The following is a 19,065-nucleotide window of genomic DNA, read 5'->3' as shown; positions in this document are numbered from 1 at the left end:
CTGACCAGCTTCCCCGACCCTGGGCGCTCCCTGAAGCTTGGCCGAGATACTGCGGCACCAAGCTGTGCCTGAGGTGCTAGACACGCTGCAGCGGTTTCGACACTGCTCGCTGCGCCCGCAGGCTCAACCAGCGCGGGCTACTTCTGCGAACCGGCCAGCAGCGCCTGGACGAAGTAGCGCTGGAACGCGAAGAACACGAACAGCGGCACGATCATCGACAGGAAGGCCCCCGCCGAGAGCACGTCGATGTTCGAGCCGTACTGACGCAGCTGGCTCTGGATCGCCACGGTCAACGGCATCGACTGCGCGTTGGTGAAGATCAGGGCCACCAGCATGTCGTTCCACGTCCAGAGGAACTGGAAGATCGCCAGCGACGCGATGGCCGGCAGGCCCAGCGGGAGGATCATCCGGAAGAAGATCGCCCACTCCGAGGCGCCGTCGACCCGTGCGGCCTCCAGCAGCTCCTGCGGGAACTGCGAGAAGAAGTTGCGTAACAGGAAGATGGCGAACGGCAGGCCGAACGCCACGTGGAAGGCGATCACGCCCAGCACGCTGCCGAAGATCCCCAGCTGCCCGAACAGGCGGGCCAGCGGGATGAGCGCCACCTGGATGGGCACGGCCAGCATGATGATCACGACGATCAGCAGCCAGTCGCGGCCGGGGAACTTCAGCCACGCGAACGCGTACCCGGCCAAGGCTCCCAGCAGCACCACGAGCGCCGTCGACGGCACCGCGATCACCACCGTGTTCCAGAAGGAGCCGGTGATGGTGGGGTTCGACAGCAGGTTGGCGTAGTTCTCCAGCGTGAGCTCCGCCGGCTTGGTGAACACGTTCCACCAGCCGGAGGCCGCGTTGTCGCCCGAGCTGCGCAGCGACGTGAGCAGCAGCCCGACGGTGGGCACCAGCCAGAAGACCGCCACGATGGCCAGCACCACGTTGACGACGGAGTTGTTCAGGAAGCGCATCACCTTCTGCATGGGGGTGAGCTTGGACTTCACGATGCCTAGTTCGACGCTCATCGGCTGCGCTCCTCTCGGAAGCGGCGGATGTTCATGATCATCGAAGGCAGCACCAGGATGAGCAGCAGGATGGCCAGGGCGGAGCCGAGGCCGTAGTCGTTGCCGCCGCCGAAGGACACCGTCCACATCTCCACCGCGATCACGTTGGCCGCCGGTTTGGAGGCGCCGGGTGGGATGACGTAGACCAGGTCGAAGATCTTCAGCACGTTGATGATGAGGGTGACGAACACCACCACCAGCACCGGCGCCAGCAGCGGCGCGGTGATGCGGGTGAACACCTTCCACTCGCTGGCCCCGTCCATGCGGGCGGCCTCCTGCAGCGACGGGTCCATGGCGGACAGGCCCGAGGAGATCATCACCATCGCGAACCCCGCCCAGATCCACACGTAGGACAGGATCACCACCGCGTTGATGAACGTGGAACTCAACCAGGACACCCCCTGCGCGCCCTCGTCGAAGTTCGCCGCGGGCAGCGCGACGCGGTACATGGGCCCCGGTTCCAGCCCCTCGATCAGGAAGGTGCCGTCAGGGTTGGTGGTGGCGTGCCCGGCGATGGAGCCGTCCTCGGCCACCGCGTCGACGCGGATGCCCGGCAGGCCGGATTTCCCGTCGCCCAGCACGCCCTGTTCACCTCCGCCGCCGGGCACCACGTCGAGGAACACGGTGCCCGCGATCTGGTTGCCCTCCGGCGGCGACGCCGCCACGGCCTGCATGGCGTCTTCGGGCAGGTTGTTCTGCCGGATGCCGATCAGTGGGAGGTCGACGACGGTGCCCGCGGCCACCGTCGACTCCGTGGCGATGATGCCGTCCTCGGCTGCCAACCCCACGCCGTCGCGGGGCTTGGCGCCGGGATAGCTTGCAGTATCCGTGAACGTGTTCTGCACCCCGACGATGGCCGCGTTCACCGCACCCAGTTGCGGGTTCTCCTGGAACAGGCCGCGGAAGATGACGCCGGCCGCGAGCATGGAGATGGCCATGGGCATGAAGATGATCAGCCTGAACGCCGTCTTCCACCTCAGCTTCTGCAGCAGCACGGCGAAGATGAGGCCCAGGATGGTGCACACGGCCGGTGCCACCAGCACCCAGAGGATGTTGTTGCGGATGGCCGTGAACGTGGTCTCGTTGGTGAACATCGTCACGTAGTTCTGCCAGCCCACGAAGCTGCCGCCGGAGCGGTCGAAGAACGAGCGCACCAACGTGAACACGATGGGATACGCGACGAGGGCGCCCAGCACGATGAGGGCGGGCGCGAGGAATGAGGCGATGATCAACCCGCGCCGGAACCGGTTCGAGGACCGGGGCTTGGGGGCCCCGGTCCTCGGACGTTCTGGCGCGGTGACTGCTGCAGTCACCGGAAGCCTCGCTTAGCTGCCGTAGGCGGCGGCTGCGGCCGCCTCCAGGCGCACCATGGCGCCCTCGACATCAGAGGGGTTCTCGTAGAAGGTGATCATCTCCTGCCAGAAGCCCTGGCCCTGGGTGCCGCCGAACGCGCTGGGCGTCAGGTCGGACATGTCGAAGCGGAAGGCCTCGGCGCCCACGAGGGCCTCGGCGATCTGGCGCGAGATGTCATCCGGGTACAGCGACGTGTCGACGCCGTTGTTGGGCGAGGTCAGGCCGCCGTTGGGCACCCACACCTCGGCCGATTCGGGCGAAGCGAGGTAGGCCATCAGCGCGTTGGTGGCGTCGTCGTCGGTGAACGCGATGGCGACGTCGCCGCCGCCCACCACTGCCGGCTCGGAGCCGTTGATGGACGGGAAGTCGAAGAACAGGGCGTTCTCGCCGACGGTGGAGTTGCCGTCCTCGGCGATGTTACCGGCCACGAAGTCGCCCTCGTAGACCGTGCCGGCCTGCGGGCTGGCGCCGAACACCTCGGTCACGGACTCAGGGAAGCCGCGCTGCGCGCCGCCGTCCTGCACCAGATCCGTGCCCCAGAGCTGGGCCAGCACCTCGAGGGTCTCCTTGACGGACGGATCCGTCCACGGGATCTCGTGGTTGGTGAGCTGGTCGTACTTCTCCGGGCCTGCGACGCGCAGGTAGACGTTCTCGAACCAGTCCGTCAGCGGCCAGCCGACGTCTGCACCGATGGAGATGCCGGAGTAGCCGGCGTCGCGGATGAGGCCGAGCTGCTCGAGGAAGCCGTCCCAGTCTTCGGGGGCCTCTGCGCCAGCTTCGCTCCAGATGTCGGCGTTGTACCACATGGTGGACTTGTTGGCGGCCTTGAACCAGACGCCGTAGAGCTCGCCGTCGACGCTGCCCAGATCGAGCCAGGACTGCGAGTAGTTGGCCTCGACGGCCGCCTTCACGTCGTCGGTGAGCGGCTTGATGTCGCCGTCGGTGGCGAGCTGCTGCATGAGCGCGGGCTGCCCCACGACGGCGACGTTGGGCGGCGTGCCACCCTCGAGCTGGCCGGCGATGTAGGTGGGGCCGTTGTCGCCGAAGCTGGTGTAGGTGACGGTGGCGCCGGTGTCGTCCTGGAACTTCTGGAGGACGGCCTCGAAGTTCTGCTGCTCTGCGCCGGACCAGGCGGCCACCACGTTGAGGGTCTGGCCGGAGAGATCGACGTCGCCGCCGGGGGCCTCGCCCGCGGTGGTCTCGCCGCCACCGGTCTCGCCGCCGCCGGGGGCCTCGGCCGTGGTGGTGTCGACGGCGGGGGTCTCGGCACCGTCGGTGGGTGCCGGATCATCGGTGCCGCATGCGCTGAGCAGGGCGACGCTGGCCATGCCGAGCGCGGCGAGCGCCGCAACGTTCTTACGGGTTCGATTGAACATATGTCTCCTCCGATGGCGACCTAAGTTGTTGAACGTTTCCCAACCTAGAGGGGCCCCCGGATGTGTTTACGCTAACAAAAGTCTCAGTCAGATAACGTTTCGCTAACGGTTACCCACGAGCACGCCCAATCCTCCGCGCCAACGGTCAATCGTCCGAGTCTGAGAAATTTTTCCTCGCCCCCGATGTGTCGCAGGCGAGAAGCAGCAACTCAGGCACCGAGGAATCTCCGTTGGCGCGGAGGAACGCAACGTTGACGCGGAGCGGTCGGTCAGCGCAGGACGGCCAGCAGATCGTGGCGGGGACCGGCCTGATCCGTCCAGTCCGCCATCAGCGTGCCCAACGCGTCGCCCGGCACGTCGGCGGTCCGGTCCAGCACGCGCATCAGTTGCAGTTCGGCATCGGGCGCCTCCCCGGGCACCACGCCGCTGCCCTTGACGTGCATCACCAGCGGAATGGCGTTGCCGTCCATGTCGTGGATCTCGGCCTGCTCGCCCGCCTCACGGATGACGCGCTCAAACTCGGCCATGAACACCGGATCCGTGGCAGCGTCGTAGCACCAGCGGGTGCCCATCTCGGAGTGCTCCACCGTGCCGATCAACTCCGGCCCGTCCACCGGGGCCCCGCGCCAGGTCACGGGCACGAAGTAGCTGACCCCGCCGTCGGTGATGACCATGCAGTCGAGGCCCACCTCACCATCCGGGTCGACGAGGCGGAAGTTGGCCACCCGTTCGAGCCCTTCGGCGCCGCCGTCGAACCACGGCTGCCCTGGCAGCCAGGCCGCCAGGAGTTCGATCTTGCTGGGGGTCAGCGTCGCCCCCGTGTGGACCTGCGCCGCGCGGCTCATGCTGCCTCCTTGGATTCACGCCCCACGATAGGCGATCCGGCAGGCGCACAAATAAGTACCGACGACAGACAAAACCCTTGTCACTGACCCCGTCGGGTGGCAGAGTCAGCTGGATCGACGCCTCAGGCGTCCCTGAGAGGAGCAAAGATGCTGACCTTCAACCGACGACAGATCATCGGCCTGGGCGTGGGTGCCCTCGCCGCCAGCGCGGTGGCGGGCCGTCTCCCGGCCGCCGCCAACAACATCAACGGCTACGTCCGGTCCACCCTCGCCCGGATGACGCTGCCCGAGAAGGTGGGCCAGCTCATGGTGCAGGAGGTCTACGGCGTTGACCCCACCGTCGACGACGCCCGCAACCTGGGCAAGTACGGCACCGCCAAGGCCGTCGACGTGGTGCGCGACCTCCACCTGGGCGGCGTGATTTACTTCGCCTGGACCGACAGCTACCTCAACGGCCCCGACGGCGTGGCCAAGGCCAGCAACGCGCTGCAGGCCGCGTCCGCCGAGCGCCGGGTCACCAACGTCAAGGGCAAGCCGCAGGGCACGAAGGTGGCCGTGCCGCTGCTCGTGGCCACGGACCAGGAGCAGGGCATCGTGACCCGCTTCGGCGCGCCCGCCACCCAGTTCTCCGGCGCCATGGCGCTGGGCGCAGGCCGTTCCGAGTCCGACGCCAGGACTGCTGCGGCGATCACCGGCAAGGAGTTGCGCGCCGTCGGCATCAACACCAACTTCGCGCCCGTCGCCGACGTCAACGTCAACCCCGCCAACCCCGTCATCGGGGTGCGCTCCTTCAGCTCGGACCCCGCGTTGGCGGCGCAGATGGTGGCCGCGCAGGTCCGCGGCTACCAGGGCGATGCCCGGGTCTCGGCCTCCGCCAAGCACTTCCCCGGCCACGGCGACACCGCCGTCGATTCACACTACGGCCTGCCGCTGATCACCCACAGCCGCGAGGAGTGGGAGCGCCTGGACGCGCCGCCGTTCCGCGCCGCGATCGACGCGGGCATCGACATGATCATGACCGCCCACCTGGTGATGCCCGCCTTCGACGACTCGGGCCACCCCGCCACGCTCTCCAAGCCCATCCTCACCGATCTGCTGCGCGGTGAGTTGGGCTACGAGGGGGTCGTCATCACCGACGCTCTGGACATGGCCGGCGTACGCGAGATGTACAGCGACGCGGAGGTCGCCGTCCGCGCGCTGGAGGCCGGCGTCGACATCCTGCTGATGTCGCCCGCGCCGCTGGCCGCCCGCGACGCCGTGCTCGAGGCCGTCCGCACCGGCCGCCTCTCCGAAGCCGAGATCGACGCCAAGGTGGAGCGCGTCTTGCGCATGAAGCACCGCCGCGGCCTCCTGAACGACTATCTGGTGGACACGGCCAGGATCAACAGCATCGTGGGCACCCCGGAGCACCTGTCCATCGCCGATGCCATCACGGACCGCACCATGACTCTGGTGCGCAACGACGGCATGCTCCCCGTGCAGGTCAGCGGCAGGCGGGTGCTGGTCGCCGGCTGGGGCGTGGGCACCACGCAACTCGTGCAGGCCGCGTTCAACGAGGCGGGGGCCACCACCACGCGGCTCAACTACACCTCACCGACGGCTGCCAACATCGCCCAGGCGGTGGCCGCGTCGCAGACCCACGACCTCACGGTGGTGCTCACCCACAACGTGAACCAGGCACAGATCAACCTGGTCAACGCGCTGACGGCCACCGGGAAACCCGTGGTCGCGGTGGCGGTGCGCAACCCGTACGACGTGGGCCGCTACGAGGCGCCCGCCGAGATCTGCACCTACTCCTACTCGCCGGTCATCGCGCCGTCGCTGGTGCGGGTCATCACGGGCGAGGTCAACCCCACCGGCAAGCTGCCCGTTGACGTGCCCTCGCCGTCGGGAGGGCTCGCCTACCCGTTCGGGCACGGCCTGAGCTACTGACGCGCGGGGCGGTAGCGTGGCGGACATGGCTGAGCCTGCCCCGCTCCGGGTCGGTGTCGTGGGCGTGGGTGCCCGCGCCGATATCGCCCGGCACTTCGAACTGTTCTCCAGCAGGGGCTGGATCACCGCGGTGTTGAGCCGCACCCTGATGCGTCGCGCCGTGTCCGGGGGCGGCTCGGCCGCGACGTGGCCATCGCCGGAAGCGTCGCCGAGTTGGCCACAGGCGTCGACGTGGAGCTGGTCACCCCCGGCACCAAGCTGTACGTGGGCCACAACATGCGCCACATGGATGTGGCGCGGCGCCTGGTGGCCTACTTCCTAGGCAATCAGGCCGTCGATGCTGGTTGAGCCGGCGCGTAGCGCTTGGCCGCGCGGGCGCGGGCCTTGGGGCCTCCTCCTCGCGGTTCTTGGGCGGGGCGACGGTGACCAGGTCGCCGGCCCGCCAAGGGTTCGTCGCGACAACCATCAGGGTCGGTGCGCGCGGCGGGCCGCGGCGTGCCACGATGGGAGTCATGTTGGCGCTCGTCAAGACCTCCCCCGCCCCCGGGCTCGAACTCATGGACCTCCAGGTTGGTGACGGATGCGCCCACCCCCGGCACCAACGAGGTGCTGATCAAGGTGCGGCGCACGGGCATCTGCGGCACGGACGTGCACATCGACAGGTGGGACGGCTGGGCGCAGAAGAACGTCAAGTGCCCCCGCGTGGTGGGCCACGAGTTCTGCGGCGACATCGTGGAGGTGGGCGCATCCGTCACCAACCTGGAGGTGGGGCAGTTCGTCTCCGGTGAGGGGCACTGCGTCTGCGGCCGGTGCCGCGCCTGCCTGGCCGGGAAGCGGCACCTGTGCCGCAACTTCCGCGGCATCGGCTACCACGTCGACGGCGCGTTCAGCGAGTACTTCGTGATGCCGGCCAGTAACGTGTGGGTGCACCCCGACGGCATGGACCCCGATGTGGCGGCGATCTTCGACCCGTTCGGCAACGCCGTGCACGCCGCCCTCCAGTTCCCCGCGCTCGCGGAGGACGTGCTGGTCACCGGCGCCGGCCCCATCGGGATCATGGCGGCGTTGGTGGCGAAGTTCCAGGGCGCCCGCAACGTGGTCATCACGGACCTGTCCGACGAGCGGCTGGAACTCGCGCGCTCGCTGGGCCTGTCGTCGACCGTCAACACCGCGACGGAGAAACTAGAGGACGTCTACGGGCGCTTCGGGATGGTGGAGGGTTTCGACATCGGGTTGGAGATGTCCGGCTCCGGGGCCGCGCTGCGCTCGATGATCGACCACATGACGCACGGTGGGCGGATCGCGCTGCTGGGGTCGCCGACGAGTGAGCTCACCGTCGACTTCGCCACCATCATCTTCAACATGCTCACCATCCAGGGCGTGACCGGGCGCGAGATGTTCGAGACCTGGTACGCGATGAACGCCCTGGTGCGCTCCGGGCTGGACATCAGCGGGGTGATCACGCACCGCTTCCCGGCCGAATCGTTCGCCGAGGCGTTCGAGGTCGCCTCAGATGGCCGCTCCGGCAAGGTGCTCCTGACCTGGGAGCACCTGTAGGTCACCGTCGCCCGCCGTGAGCAATTGGATGGGGTCACGGCGCGACACGCCGGGAAAAATGACGGTTCCGGCCCGTGACCCCATCCAATTGCTCATCGACATCCCCCCACCGCACGAGGAGAATCATGCAGTTTCTTGACGACATCCAGCAGCAGCTACAGGAGCTCCGAAGCGAGGGGCTCTACAAGGAGGAGGCCCCGCTGACGACGGCGCAGGCCGCGCACGTGGGCACGCTCGACGGCGACGTGATCAACCTGTGCGCCAACAACTACCTGGGGCTCGCCGATTCGCCCGAGCTGATCGCCGCCGCGAAGGAGGCGCTCGACCGCTGGGGCTTCGGCATGGCCTCGGTGCGCTTCATCTGCGGCACGCAGACGCAGCACCAGGAGCTCGAGTCGCGGCTGACCGGCTTCCTCCGCAAGGGCACCGCGGGCTTCGACACCATCCTCTACTCGTCGTGCTTCGACGCGAACACCGGCCTGTTTGAGACCATCTTCGGCCCCGAGGACGCCATCATCTCCGACGAGCTCAACCACGCGTCAATCATCGACGGCGTGCGCCTGACGAAGTCGCAGCGCCTGCGCTACAAGAACCGCGACCTGTCCGATCTCAGGGCCAAGCTCGAGGAGGCCAAGGGTGCGCGGCACCGCGTGATCGCCACCGACGGGGTGTTCTCCATGGACGGCTACGTGGCCCCGCTCGACGAGATCTGCGCCCAGGCCGACGAGTACGGCGCGCTGGTGATGGTCGACGACTCCCACGCCGTCGGCTTCGTGGGCGAAACCGGTGCAGGCACCCCGGAGCGGTTCGGCGTCACCGAGCGGGTCGACATCCTCACCGGCACGCTCGGCAAGGCCCTGGGCGGCGCCTCCGGCGGGTTCACGTGCGCGCGCCAGCCCATCGTCGAACTGCTGCGGCAGAAGTCGCGGCCGTACCTGTTCAGCAACTCGCTGGCCCCCGCCATTACCGCCGCGGCGATCGCGGTGATCGACTACCTCGCCTCCAGCCCCGGGCTGCTGACGACGCTGCGCGAGAACACGGCCTACTTCCGCCGTCGGATCGTGGAGGAGGGGTTCGAGGTGCCCGAATCGGACCACCCGATCGTGCCCGTGATGATCGGCGACGCCGTCCTCGCCGCCAAGATGGCCGACGCCATCCTCGCGCGCGGCGTGTACGTGCGGGCGTTCTCCTACCCGGTGGTGCCGAAGGGGAAGGCTCGGATCCGCACCCAACTCTCGGCTGCGCTGACCCGCGACGACCTGGACAAGGCGGTGGAAGCGTTCGTGGCCGCGCGCGCCGAGGTCGGCTGAGGTGCCTCACCCTGAACGCCGATGGCCCCTCTGCCGCACAGGCAGAGGGGCCATCGCTTCAGTCGCGGGGATCAGGCGTCGACGACGCCGCTCTCGCCGACGTCGGGGCGCTTGTCGCGGACGAGCCCACCCACCATGCCGAGCACGGAGCCGACGGTGCCGGGGGTGTCCCAGTAGGCGATGGTGTCAGCCGTCACCTTGATCAGGCGGACGCGGGCGTCCTCCGGCTCACAGTCGCCCATCCAGGCGTCGACGGCGGGGTTCCACAGTTCCCGGGCGCGCGCCGCGTCCTGCACCACGGTGGCGCCACCCGTCACGGACAGGTAGTCCTTGTCCGCGAACGCGACGTTGACGCGGGCATCGGCCTCAACCTGCGCGGCCACGTCGGAATCAGCCAGGCAGAAGAACCAGAACGTGCCGTCGCCCTCTGGCTGCATCACGCCCATCGGGCGGCTGACGGGCTGGCCGTCCTTGAGGGTGATCAGCATCGCGACGTGCTGCTTCTTGGTGAGCTTGAGGACGTCTTCCAGGGTCTTGTCGTTCTTCGTCATATCTCCACCCTTCCATGCCCGCCCGCACCCCACCACCCCCTTTAGCCTGACTTCCAGGGTCTTGTCGTTCTTCGTCATATCTCCACCCTTCCATGCCCGCCCGCACCCCACCACCCCCTTTAGCCTGAAACCGCCCGAAGCGCCCGGTGCGCCACTGGTAGGCTCGGGGATGAAGCCGGGGTGCCCCTCCTCAGGGGCTGAGAACAGACCCGTACCACCTGATCTAGGTCGTGCTAGCGAAGGGAGCAATCCACATGACCCGTATTCTCGACGTCCTCACCGCCGTGCGCGAGGCCACCCCCCTCGTGCACTGCATGACCAACACCGTCGTGCCCGAGGTGACCGCCAACGTCCTGCTCGCCGTCGGCGCCGCCCCCGCGATGATCGACCTGCCGGAGGAGGCCGAGATCTTCGCCGGCCTCGCCTCCGCCCTGCTGATCAACGTGGGCAACGGCTCGGCCGAGCAGCACGAGGGCATGCGACGCGCCGCCCCCGCCGCGCTCGCCGCAGGTAAGCCGTGGGTGCTCGATCCGGTCGCCGTCGGCGGCCTGCCCGTGCGCACCCAGCTGGCTCGCGACCTCCTCACTCACCGCCCCGCCGTTATCCGCGCCAACGCCTCCGAGATCCTCGGCCTGGCCGGCACGTCGGCCGGTGGCCGCGGCGTCGACGCCACCGATGAGGTGGACGCCGCCGTCGACACCGCCCGGCAACTCAACGCCGACACGGGCGCCGTCGTCGGCATCTCCGGCCCCACCGATCTCATCGTCTCCGCCGGCCGCGTCACCCGCGTGACCGGCGGCGACGAGATGCTGCAACTGGTCATCGGCACCGGCTGCTCGCTGGGCGCCACCGTCGCGGCATGCCTGGCCGTCGCCGAGGACCGCCACGACGCCGTGGTCGCCGCCCACGCGCTGTTCGGCGCCGCAGGCATCCTCGCAGCTCGCGACGCGAAGGGTCCCGGCAGCTACCGCGAGTTGTGGCTCGACGCCCTCCACGCCCTCACCCCCGCCGAGGTGGTGGAGCTCGTGAACATCGAGGAGGCCTGATGCAGGCACAGAAGAAGATCGCCAAGTCCGTCGACTGGCGGCTCTACCTGGTCACCGACACCGAGCTGGCGGGCGGCCCTGACCGCGTGCCCCGCATCGTCGAGCAGGCAGTTCTCGGCGGCGCCGGCGTCGTGCAGGTACGCGACAAGCACATGACGGAGCTGGAGTTCCTCAAGCTCACGCAGGCCTGCGTCGACGCCACCCGCCGCGTGTTCGACGCCACCGGCCACCAGGCAGCGATCTTCGTCAACGACCGCCTCGATATCGCCGCTGACCTCGGCCTCCACTTCCACATGGGCCAGTCCGACGGCGACATCAAGGAGGCCAGGCAGCGCCTGGGTCGCGACTCGATGATCGGCCTGTCGATCTCCAACAGCGAGCAACTGCGCCTCGAGATGCGCGAGCCCACCGCTGACGTGCTGGGCCTGTCGCCCATCTGGTCCACGCCCACCAAGACCGACACGGATCCGCCGCTCGAACTGCAGGGCGCCGAACAGATCGTGCGCGAAACCGCCGGGCGCGCCAAGACCGTGGCCATCGGCGGCATCAACGCAGTCAACGCCCCGTGGGTGATCGACACCGGCGTCGACGGCATCTGCGTCGTCTCGGCCATCATGTCCTCCCCTGATCCCCTGGCCTCGGCCGAGCAACTCATGTCCTACTGGAGGGTCCGATGACCACCCCGAAGATCGCCCTCAGCATCGCCGGTTCAGACCCCAGCGGCGGCGCCGGCATCCAGGCCGACCTCAAGACATTCCACACTCTGGGCGTCTACGGCACCGCCGCGCTGGCCGGCCTGACCGCGCAGAACACCCAGGGTGTCCGAGACGCGCGCCCCGTCGAGCCGGCCTTCGTGCGCGCGCAGATCGAGGCCGTGCTCGACGACCTGCCCGTCGCCGCCACCAAGCTGGGCATGCTGTCGAACGCCGAGGTCGCCTCCACCGTCGCGGACCTGATCGACGAGCGCCGCGCAGATTTCGGCGTCGTGGTGCTCGACCCGGTGATGGTCGCCACCTCCGGCGACAAGCTCCTCCAGGACGAGGCGATCGCCGTCGTGCGCGAGCGCCTCATGCACCAGGCCGACGTGGTCACCCCCAACGTGCCCGAGGCCGCAGTCCTCCTCGAGGCCTCCCCCGCGACAGACGGCAACGGCATCATCGCTCAGGCCAAGGCCCTCGTCGACGCCGGGGCGCGCGCCGCGCTCGTCAAGGGCGGGCACCTGACCGACGGCCAGGTCACCGACGCGTTCGCCACCGCCGACGGCGTGGCCATCCTGTCCGGCCCCCGCATCGCGTCGCGGCACACGCACGGGACGGGCTGCACCCTGTCATCGGCCGTCGCCGCCTTCGCCGCGCTGCACGGCGACACCATCGCCACCGGCGTGCGCGTCGAATCCGTTGAAAAGGCCCGCGACTTTCTGATGCGTGCCATCGAATCCGGTTCCCATTGGGAACTCTCCCGCACCCCCGCACAGGGCCACGGCCCCGTCGACCACTTTGTAGAAGGGCACGCATGACCATCACCTGGACCACCGGAGACTTCAGCACCCGCGCATGGGAGGCGACGGAGGAGATCCGTCGTCGGATCGACGCGCTGCCGCTGCTCACCGAACTGGCCGACGGATCCCTCGAGGTCCACCGGTTCGTCGAGTACCTCGTGCAGGACGACTTCTACCTGCGCGGCTACACCCGCGCGCTGGCGATGCTCGCCACCCGCGCCCCGTCCCCGGAGGCCTCGGGCTTCTGGGCGGCCAGCGCGAGCGGCGCGGTCGCTGCCGAGGTGCAGATGCACGCCGGGCTGATGACCGACCCGCTGCTGGCAGGCGCGCCGCGCCCCACCGTCGCCTCGGGCACCACCCGCGCGTACGTGAACATGCTGCAGACCATGACGGCCTACGAGCCCTACGAGGTGGGGGTCGCGGCCGTGCTGCCGTGCTACTGGGTCTACGCCGACGTCGGCGCACGCCTGGCGCAGACCGCTTCGGCCGTGAAAGATCACCCATTCGGCGCCTGGGCCGCGGCCTACGCCGATCCGGTGTTCCAGGACGAGACCCGGCGCGCAATCGAGTTGCTGGACGAGGCCGCCGCGGCCACCGACGAGGAAACGCGGGAGCGGATGCTCACCGCCTTCGTGGACGCCACGTACTACGAGGAGCAGTTCTGGGCCCGGTCCTACGATCTCGAGGCGTGGCAGATCTGAGCCTGGTCAACTTATCTCTACCGATCAGGGGGGTCGGTGTGGATTATCCACACCGCTCCCCCCCGATTTGGTAGAGATATATCTCATGCGCCCCGAAGCGCCCGCCCGTCCGCGGTCCGGGAGGTGAACACGCGGGTCACCAGCCACGCGAGACCCATCGCCAGGAACGGCGCCAGCATCAGCAGCGCGAGGTTCAGCGCCCCGCCGTCGAACGCCCGGTTGGGGCCGTGCAGCATCAGCCAGAACTGGAAGCTGTTGCACACGGCGTGGATGAACACCGGCACCAGCAGCGAGCCCGCGAAGTGGTAGGCCAACGCCCACACCGCGCCGGCAGCCAGGTAGATGAACGCCTGGAAGGGATGGATGGTGAAGTGCGCGAACGAGAAGGCCAGGCCGGAGATGAACGCGGCCACCCCGATGCCCGCGCCGAGCGGCATGAACTGCAGGAACAGTTCGCGCCAACCACCGAAGACGGCGGCGCGGTAGATCAGTTCCTCGGCGACGGGGGCGATCATTGCGGAGCCCAGCACCAGGCCGATGGTGGTGAGGCTGCCCTCCCTCATGCCCAACTGCGCGACGCCTTCAGCGATCGCGGCGCTGGCCTGGTCAGTGTGTCGCCCCGCCGTCGGCAACTGCGGCCCGATCATCACGGCGATGCCGCCCAGCACCCACAGCGCGGCCATCCACCGGGCCGCACCGCGGTGGGCACGAAGGAGCGGGAGTCGCGGATCAGCCAGCGGATCAGCGCCGCGATGACGACGGCGGCCACTGCGAGCCGGATGGCCATGGACCACGCCGGCGGCGCCGGGATCAGCGGCACCGCGAAATGGATGATCGGGGCGACGAACGCCACCACGATGTAGCGCCAGATCTGCGTGGGATTCTCAACCGGGGTGTCACTGGTCACCGGGCGATCCTATGGCCCGGCCTCGGTGGTTGAGCCCGCGAGTGCGATGAGCCGTGTCGAGGCCAGCAGCCATAGGTGAGGGTGACATGGAGGCTCACCGGGTTTCGACACTGCTCGCTGCGCCCGCAGGCTCAACCAGCGAGGGTCAGCAGCCGCCGAAGCTCACGTCCGCGAGGTACTCCTGGGCAGCGATCTCGACGACCACGTCGGCATCCTGCAACGGCCTCGTCGGCGCGTAGCGCAAGCTTCCATCGCTGTAGGGCTCACCCTCGACGCGGAACTGCAGTTCGCGGTCGCCCACCTTCACCGAACCGAAGTACTGCTTCTCGGCGTGGTTGTCCTTACGGACCTCCTTGTAGGCCGAACCGTACAGCGCCTTGATCTGGCCGATGGTCATGCCCACCTCGGCGCCCTTCTCCGTCTTGATGCCGGGCTTGGTGACGGCGACATCGGCGAGGTCCACCACGGAGATGCCACGCGCCTTCAACTCAGCACCGTTGTCGTAGGCCTCGCAGCCCTCCACATCGCCGAGGACGACGTAGCCCAGGCGCTCGAGGTTCTGGAACACGGTGGGGTAGGTGTCGACCTTGTCGGGTGCGAACGTCAGCGGCCCGAGGCCGTTGTGCGTCAGCACGCTCTGGTCGAGGATGTGGGCTGGGACCTTCGACACAGGCGCGACGGACCCCTCGGCGAAGCGGACCAGGTTGTTGAACACGTAGCCGCTCTTGCGGACGTACCTGCCACCCTCGGTGGCGATGTAGTTGGTCATGATGTAGGAGCGGCAGGCGCCGCGTCCCGTGGCAGGGGTGTCGCACTCGGTCTTCCACTGGCGCCCGGCGCTGGTGAACTCGCCCGCCTTGGCCAGCGGGTTGCCCGCCCACGACGACCTCGTCGACGGCAGGTAGGTGAGGTTGTTGAAGTGCCAGCCGGTCTTGTTGACGAACTTGCCACCCTCGTAGACGATCTGGGTGGCCCAGATGTTGGTGGTGCAGCGCACCACGGACGAGGAGTACATGGAGCAGTCGGTGTCCCAGAGCCGGCCGCTCTGGATGTGCCCACCGGGGGTGGTGTAGACGTCGGCCTCGGCGGCGTGGGACGGCTGGACGGCCAACCCGGCGATGGCGACGGCCGCAGCGGCGGCGACGACGGTGGTTCGGCGGAGAAGCGACATGGCAGGTCCTAACTCTGTGCCTTGTGGGGCGGGTGTGCCCCTGGGATGTGTTCATCCTCGCGGATGCGGGGCTCATATGTAATACGCCTCAGGTCTCGATCTGGTTGACCCGCCGTCGCAGTTTGTTCAGAAACGAATCGGCCGACCCGTTGCCGGGCCGGCCGATCCATGTCAGCGGAGGTCAGTTGCCTCAGACGTTGCGACGTCCGTCCGCATCCGGATCGTCGAGCAGACCGTCGATGGGGTCTGCCCCGCGACGGCGGTCCCCGACGGGGCCGTCAGCGGCATCGGGACGCCCGGTGGCATCGCCTGCGACGTAGTCGCCGGCCAGGCCGGGCTCGTCGTGGCGCTGGTCCTGCAGGCGCTCGTTGTCGACGTAGCGCTCGTCGCCCTGCGCGGCCTGATCCTGGATGAAGGCGGGATCGTTGCGGTACGCGGGGTCCCCGGAGAGATCGTCGCGACGCTCACGGAAGTCGTCCTCGCGGAGGCCGGAATCGTCGTGGCGGCTGTCGAAGCGGTCACCGTCGGGGCCGTCGAGCACCTCGCCCACGGGGCCGCGACCGTCGCGGTCGTGGTCGAACAGCGGGCCGTCGGGGCGGTGCTCCCCGTCGGCCACCACGTCGTCGCGGTTCCAGCGGCGGGTGCGGAGCCGCTCGGCCTCGATCTCACCGGAATCGACGCGGTAGTAGCTGTACAGCTCGTCTTCCTGCGAGCGCGTGATGTGGCCATCCTCGTCGACGTTGGGCGCGTCCTTGACGGTGTCCTTGTCGTGCGCGATGGTCAGGCGGTCGCCTTCCAGCGACGAGCCGGCGAGCGGGGCGAAGCTGGTCCGCAGCCCGAACAGGCCGGTGTTGATGGTGACCCACATGGGCTGGCTGGTCTGGTCGTCAAGGTAGACGCCGCTGACGCCGCCGATCTTGTCGCCGTTCGGGTCGTAGGCGGTGGCTTCGAGCAGCTGGTCAATGTTCTCGTCGTGGTGCATGGTGTTGCTCCCTTCGTGAGGTTCGGCCGGCCGGGGACCCTTGTGGGGTCCCGCTCAACCGGCAGTGGCATCCAGCTTTCCGCACGTCCCAACGCCGGGCAACACCCAGAAGGAGGCATTCGGCACCCGCGGTACCGCGAACATCGGGGACGGACGAAGGCGCCCCCGATGTGAGAAATATGCACGTTCAAACTAGTCTGGGGCCATGACTGACTCCGCGCAGAACACTGGGGGCCCCATGCGGGCCGATGAATCACCCGAGACCAACGTCCGCAGCACCGGACCCTCGTCCACTCCGACGCACCCGCTCGCCACCGCGCCGGTGGGTTCCCCGACGTACTCCGTCGACGGTTTTGTGAAGGAATTCCTGCACGAACTCAACACCAACCAGGGCGTCACCCTGTCGAGTTCCAGCGTCAACGACCAGTACCTGGCCCTCGCCAGCACCGTCAAGAACTACCTCATGGCGCGCTGGCTCGAGACCAACCGCAAGACCCACGACGCCAAGGTCAAGTCCATCGGCTACCTCTCGGCCGAGTACCTCCTGGGCCGCCAGCTGAACAACGCGCTGCTGGCCACGGACCTGCACAACATCGCCGAAGAGGGCCTGAAGCTCTGCGGCCTCGACCTGCCCACGCTGCGCGCGCAGGAGATCGAGCCCGGCCTCGGCAACGGCGGCCTCGGCCGTCTCGCCGCCTGCTTCATCGACTCGCTGGCCACCATGAACGTGCCGTGCATCGGCTACGGCATCCGCTACGAGTACGGCATCTTCCGCCAGACCTTCGTCGACGGCCGCCAGGTGGAGCAGCCCGATACCTGGCTCGCGCTCGGCGGGCCGTGGGAGTTCCCGCACCCTGAAGCCTCCGTCCAGGTTAACTTCGGTGGCACCACCGAGAAGTACACCGACGACGAGGGCAACGAGCACACCCGCTGGATCCCGGACTGGAACGTGCAGGCGGTGCCCTACAACTACATGGTGCCCGGCTACCTCAACGGCCGCGTCAACACGCTGCGCCTGTGGAGCGCCGTGGCCACCAAGGCGTTCGACCTGCAGATCTTCAACGCCGGCGACTACGCCCAGGCCGTCCGCGCCCAGACCTTCGCCGAGAACATCTCCAAGGTGCTCTACCCGGAGGACTCCACGCCGCAGGGCAAGGAACTGCGCCTGCAGCAGCAGTACTTCTTCGTGGCCGCGTCGCTGCGCGACTTCATCAACAACGAGCTCGAAGAGGGCTTCGATCTGCACAACCTGGCGGACCGGATCATCTACCAGCTCAACGACACCCACCCCGTCATCGCGGTGCCTGAGCTCATGCGCATCCTCATCGACGAAGAGGGCTTCGGCTGGGAGGAGGCGTGGAAGGTGACCAACGAATGCTTCGCCTACACCTGCCACACGCTCCTGCCGGAGGCGCTCGAAGTGTGGTCGACGGAGCTGCTCGGCCGGCTGCTCCCCCGCCACCTGGAGATCATCTACCAGATCAACGAGGAGTTCCTCGCCGAGGTGCGGGAGGCCTTCCCCGGCGACGAGATCCGCGCCCGCCGCATGTCGCTGATCGTGGAGGGCACCGAGCGGGGCGTGCGCATGGCGCACCTCGCCGCCGTCGCGGCCACCAAGATCAACGGCGTGGCCGCCCTGCACTCGCAGCTGCTGCGCGACAAGGTGCTCAAGGACTTCGCGGAGCTGTGGCCCGAGAAGTTCACCAACGTCACCAACGGCGTCACCCCCCGTCGCTTCGTCCGGATGGCCAACTACAAGTTCGCTGATCTGCTCAACGACACCCTCGGCTCCGGCTGGGTGACCGATCTTGAGCGCCTCAAGGAGCTCGAACCGTTCGCCGAAGACGACGAGTTCAAGGCCAAGTTCCGCGAGGTCAAGGCCTGGAACAAGCACCGCCTCACCGAACTGCTGCGCGAGCGCGACGGCATCGACCTGCCCGACGGCCACATGCTCGACGTCATGGTCAAGCGCCTGCACGAGTACAAGCGCCAGTCCCTGAAGCTCCTGCACGTGGTCTCGCTGTACGAGCAGGTCATCAGCGGCAAGATCACCGCCGCGGACCTGACGCCGCGCACCGTGCTGTTCGGCGCGAAGGCCGCCCCCGGCTACCGCATGGCCAAGGACACGATCCACCTGATCAACAAGGTGGCCGAGGTGGTCAACAACGACAAGCGCCTCGAAGGTCGCCTCAAGGTGGCGTTCCCGGCCAACTACAACGTGACCCTCGCCGAGAAGCTGATCCCTGCGGCGGACCTGTCCGAGCAGATCTCGCTGGCCGGTATGGAGGCCTCGGGCACCGGCAACATGAAGTTCGCCCTCAACGGCGCGCTCACCGTCGGTACCGACGACGGTGCCAACGTGGAGATCCGCGAACTGGTCGGTGACAAGCACTTCTTCCTGTTCGGCATGACCGAGCCGGAGGTCGCCGAGCTGCAGGCGAAGGGCTACAACCCCACCGAGTACTACGAGAGCAACGAGAACCTGCGCGACGCGCTGAACCTCATCCTCTCGGGCACGTTCTCCAACGGCGACGGGCACACGTTCGACTCCGTGGTGCTGAACCTGATCAACCAGGACCGCTTCATGGCCCTGGCGGATTTCCAGAGCTACGTGGACGCGCAGGCCCGCGTCGAGGAGCGTTACGCGGACCAGGAGGCCTGGACCCGCTCTGCCATCCTCAACGTGGCCCGCACCGGCTACTTCAGCTCGGACCGCTCGATGCGCGACTACCTGCAGCGCATCTGGCACACCAGCCCGATGCTCTGATCGGACACACA

At 68.2% G+C, this 19,065-nt stretch carries 17 protein-coding genes, 1 pseudogene and 1 riboswitch; of the genes and pseudogenes, 9 read left to right on the top strand and 9 right to left on the bottom strand.

Going from position 1 to position 19,065, the window contains the following annotated elements:
- Nucleotides 1-137: 137 nt before the first annotated feature.
- The 4 genes from BN1186_RS00740 to BN1186_RS00725 all read right to left on the bottom strand — a co-directional run bounded on the left by BN1186_RS00740 (nt 138) and on the right by BN1186_RS00725 (nt 4,632).
- Nucleotides 138-1,019: a carbohydrate ABC transporter permease gene (locus BN1186_RS00740; protein ID WP_052459614.1), complete on the bottom strand. Its 882-nt coding sequence runs from the start codon at nt 1,017-1,019 to the stop codon at nt 138-140.
- Entirely contained in the window at nt 1,016-2,371 is a 1,356-nt protein-coding gene (locus tag BN1186_RS00735; protein WP_040281586.1) for a carbohydrate ABC transporter permease, read from the bottom strand. The genes BN1186_RS00740 and BN1186_RS00735 overlap by 4 nt, the downstream gene beginning before the upstream one ends.
- Nucleotides 2,372-2,383: 12 nt before the next feature.
- Nucleotides 2,384-3,787, bottom strand: a complete 1,404-nt coding sequence (locus BN1186_RS00730; RefSeq protein ID WP_040281585.1) for an ABC transporter substrate-binding protein — start codon at nt 3,785-3,787, stop codon at nt 2,384-2,386.
- A 269-nt stretch (nt 3,788-4,056) separates the two neighbouring features.
- Nucleotides 4,057-4,632, bottom strand: coding sequence for a maltokinase N-terminal cap-like domain-containing protein (locus BN1186_RS00725; protein WP_040281584.1), 576 nt, complete (start codon nt 4,630-4,632; stop codon nt 4,057-4,059).
- Between the two features lie 147 nt (nt 4,633-4,779).
- Here BN1186_RS00725 and BN1186_RS00720 point away from each other — a divergent pair, with 147 nt between their 5' ends.
- The 4 genes and pseudogenes from BN1186_RS00720 (at nt 4,780) to BN1186_RS00710 (ending at nt 9,431) form a co-directional block, all read left to right on the top strand.
- Nucleotides 4,780-6,564, top strand: a complete 1,785-nt coding sequence (locus BN1186_RS00720; protein WP_052459613.1) for a glycoside hydrolase family 3 protein — start codon at nt 4,780-4,782, stop codon at nt 6,562-6,564.
- 186 nt (nt 6,565-6,750) lie between these two features.
- Nucleotides 6,751-6,912: a hypothetical protein gene (locus tag BN1186_RS15310; protein ID WP_180348985.1), complete on the top strand. Its 162-nt coding sequence runs from the start codon at nt 6,751-6,753 to the stop codon at nt 6,910-6,912.
- 164 nt (nt 6,913-7,076) lie between these two features.
- A pseudogene (gene tdh, locus BN1186_RS00715) lies at nt 7,077-8,121 on the top strand (L-threonine 3-dehydrogenase).
- 125 nt (nt 8,122-8,246) lie between these two features.
- Nucleotides 8,247-9,431: a glycine C-acetyltransferase gene (locus BN1186_RS00710; RefSeq protein WP_040281581.1), complete on the top strand. Its 1,185-nt coding sequence runs from the start codon at nt 8,247-8,249 to the stop codon at nt 9,429-9,431.
- A gap of 71 nt (nt 9,432-9,502) precedes the next feature.
- Here BN1186_RS00710 and BN1186_RS00705 read toward each other — a convergent pair whose 3' ends face one another.
- The gene (locus tag BN1186_RS00705) at nt 9,503-9,982 is read right to left on the bottom strand and encodes a pyridoxamine 5'-phosphate oxidase family protein (protein WP_040281576.1); all 480 of its coding nucleotides are present in this window, start codon (nt 9,980-9,982) and stop codon (nt 9,503-9,505) included.
- Nucleotides 9,983-10,148: 166 nt separating this feature from the next.
- Nucleotides 10,149-10,244: riboswitch (TPP riboswitch) on the top strand.
- Here BN1186_RS00705 and thiM point away from each other — a divergent pair.
- From thiM to BN1186_RS00685, 4 genes are all read left to right on the top strand, one after another.
- Nucleotides 10,237-11,028: a hydroxyethylthiazole kinase gene (gene thiM, locus BN1186_RS00700; RefSeq protein WP_040281574.1), complete on the top strand. Its 792-nt coding sequence runs from the start codon at nt 10,237-10,239 to the stop codon at nt 11,026-11,028. It overlaps the preceding riboswitch by 8 nt.
- Nucleotides 11,028-11,705 (top strand): thiamine phosphate synthase, encoded by a 678-nt coding sequence (gene thiE, locus BN1186_RS00695; protein ID WP_040281572.1) that lies wholly within the window; start codon nt 11,028-11,030, stop codon nt 11,703-11,705. Before thiM ends, thiE begins: the two co-directional genes overlap by 1 nt.
- The gene (gene thiD, locus BN1186_RS00690; RefSeq protein ID WP_040281570.1) at nt 11,702-12,544 is read left to right on the top strand and encodes a bifunctional hydroxymethylpyrimidine kinase/phosphomethylpyrimidine kinase; all 843 of its coding nucleotides are present in this window, start codon (nt 11,702-11,704) and stop codon (nt 12,542-12,544) included. Before thiE ends, thiD begins: the two co-directional genes overlap by 4 nt.
- The gene (locus BN1186_RS00685) at nt 12,541-13,227 is read left to right on the top strand and encodes a TenA family protein (RefSeq protein ID WP_052459612.1); all 687 of its coding nucleotides are present in this window, start codon (nt 12,541-12,543) and stop codon (nt 13,225-13,227) included. Before thiD ends, BN1186_RS00685 begins: the two co-directional genes overlap by 4 nt.
- Before the next feature lie 83 nt (nt 13,228-13,310).
- Here the strand turns inward: BN1186_RS00685 and BN1186_RS00680 are convergent, their stop codons facing one another.
- The 4 genes from BN1186_RS00680 to BN1186_RS15305 all read right to left on the bottom strand — a co-directional run bounded on the left by BN1186_RS00680 (nt 13,311) and on the right by BN1186_RS15305 (nt 16,287).
- Nucleotides 13,311-13,910, bottom strand: a complete 600-nt coding sequence (locus BN1186_RS00680) for a CPBP family intramembrane glutamic endopeptidase (protein ID WP_082031039.1) — start codon at nt 13,908-13,910, stop codon at nt 13,311-13,313.
- Complete coding sequence (locus BN1186_RS00675) at nt 13,874-14,134, bottom strand: hypothetical protein (RefSeq protein ID WP_040281567.1); 261 nt, start codon at nt 14,132-14,134, stop codon at nt 13,874-13,876. Before BN1186_RS00675 ends, BN1186_RS00680 begins: the two co-directional genes overlap by 37 nt.
- 145 nt (nt 14,135-14,279) lie before the next feature.
- Nucleotides 14,280-15,305, bottom strand: a complete 1,026-nt coding sequence (locus BN1186_RS00670; RefSeq protein ID WP_040281565.1) for a hypothetical protein — start codon at nt 15,303-15,305, stop codon at nt 14,280-14,282.
- A 190-nt stretch (nt 15,306-15,495) separates the two neighbouring features.
- Nucleotides 15,496-16,287, bottom strand: a complete 792-nt coding sequence (locus BN1186_RS15305) for a PRC-barrel domain-containing protein (protein WP_052459611.1) — start codon at nt 16,285-16,287, stop codon at nt 15,496-15,498.
- Nucleotides 16,288-16,492: 205 nt separating this feature from the next.
- Here BN1186_RS15305 and BN1186_RS00660 point away from each other — a divergent pair, with 205 nt between their 5' ends.
- On the top strand, nt 16,493-19,054 hold the full coding sequence (locus BN1186_RS00660) for a glycogen/starch/alpha-glucan phosphorylase (RefSeq protein WP_082031038.1): 2,562 nt from the start codon (nt 16,493-16,495) through the stop codon (nt 19,052-19,054).
- The last annotated feature ends 11 nt before the right edge of the window (nt 19,055-19,065 follow it).

Origin of the sequence: Tessaracoccus massiliensis (assembly GCF_000826065.2) — a bacterium.
Taxonomy (GTDB): Bacteria; Actinomycetota; Actinomycetes; order Propionibacteriales; family Propionibacteriaceae; genus Arachnia; species Arachnia massiliensis_A.
Note: the sequence above shows the minus strand (reverse complement) of the source record. Positions and strands in the feature narration are given on the sequence as shown.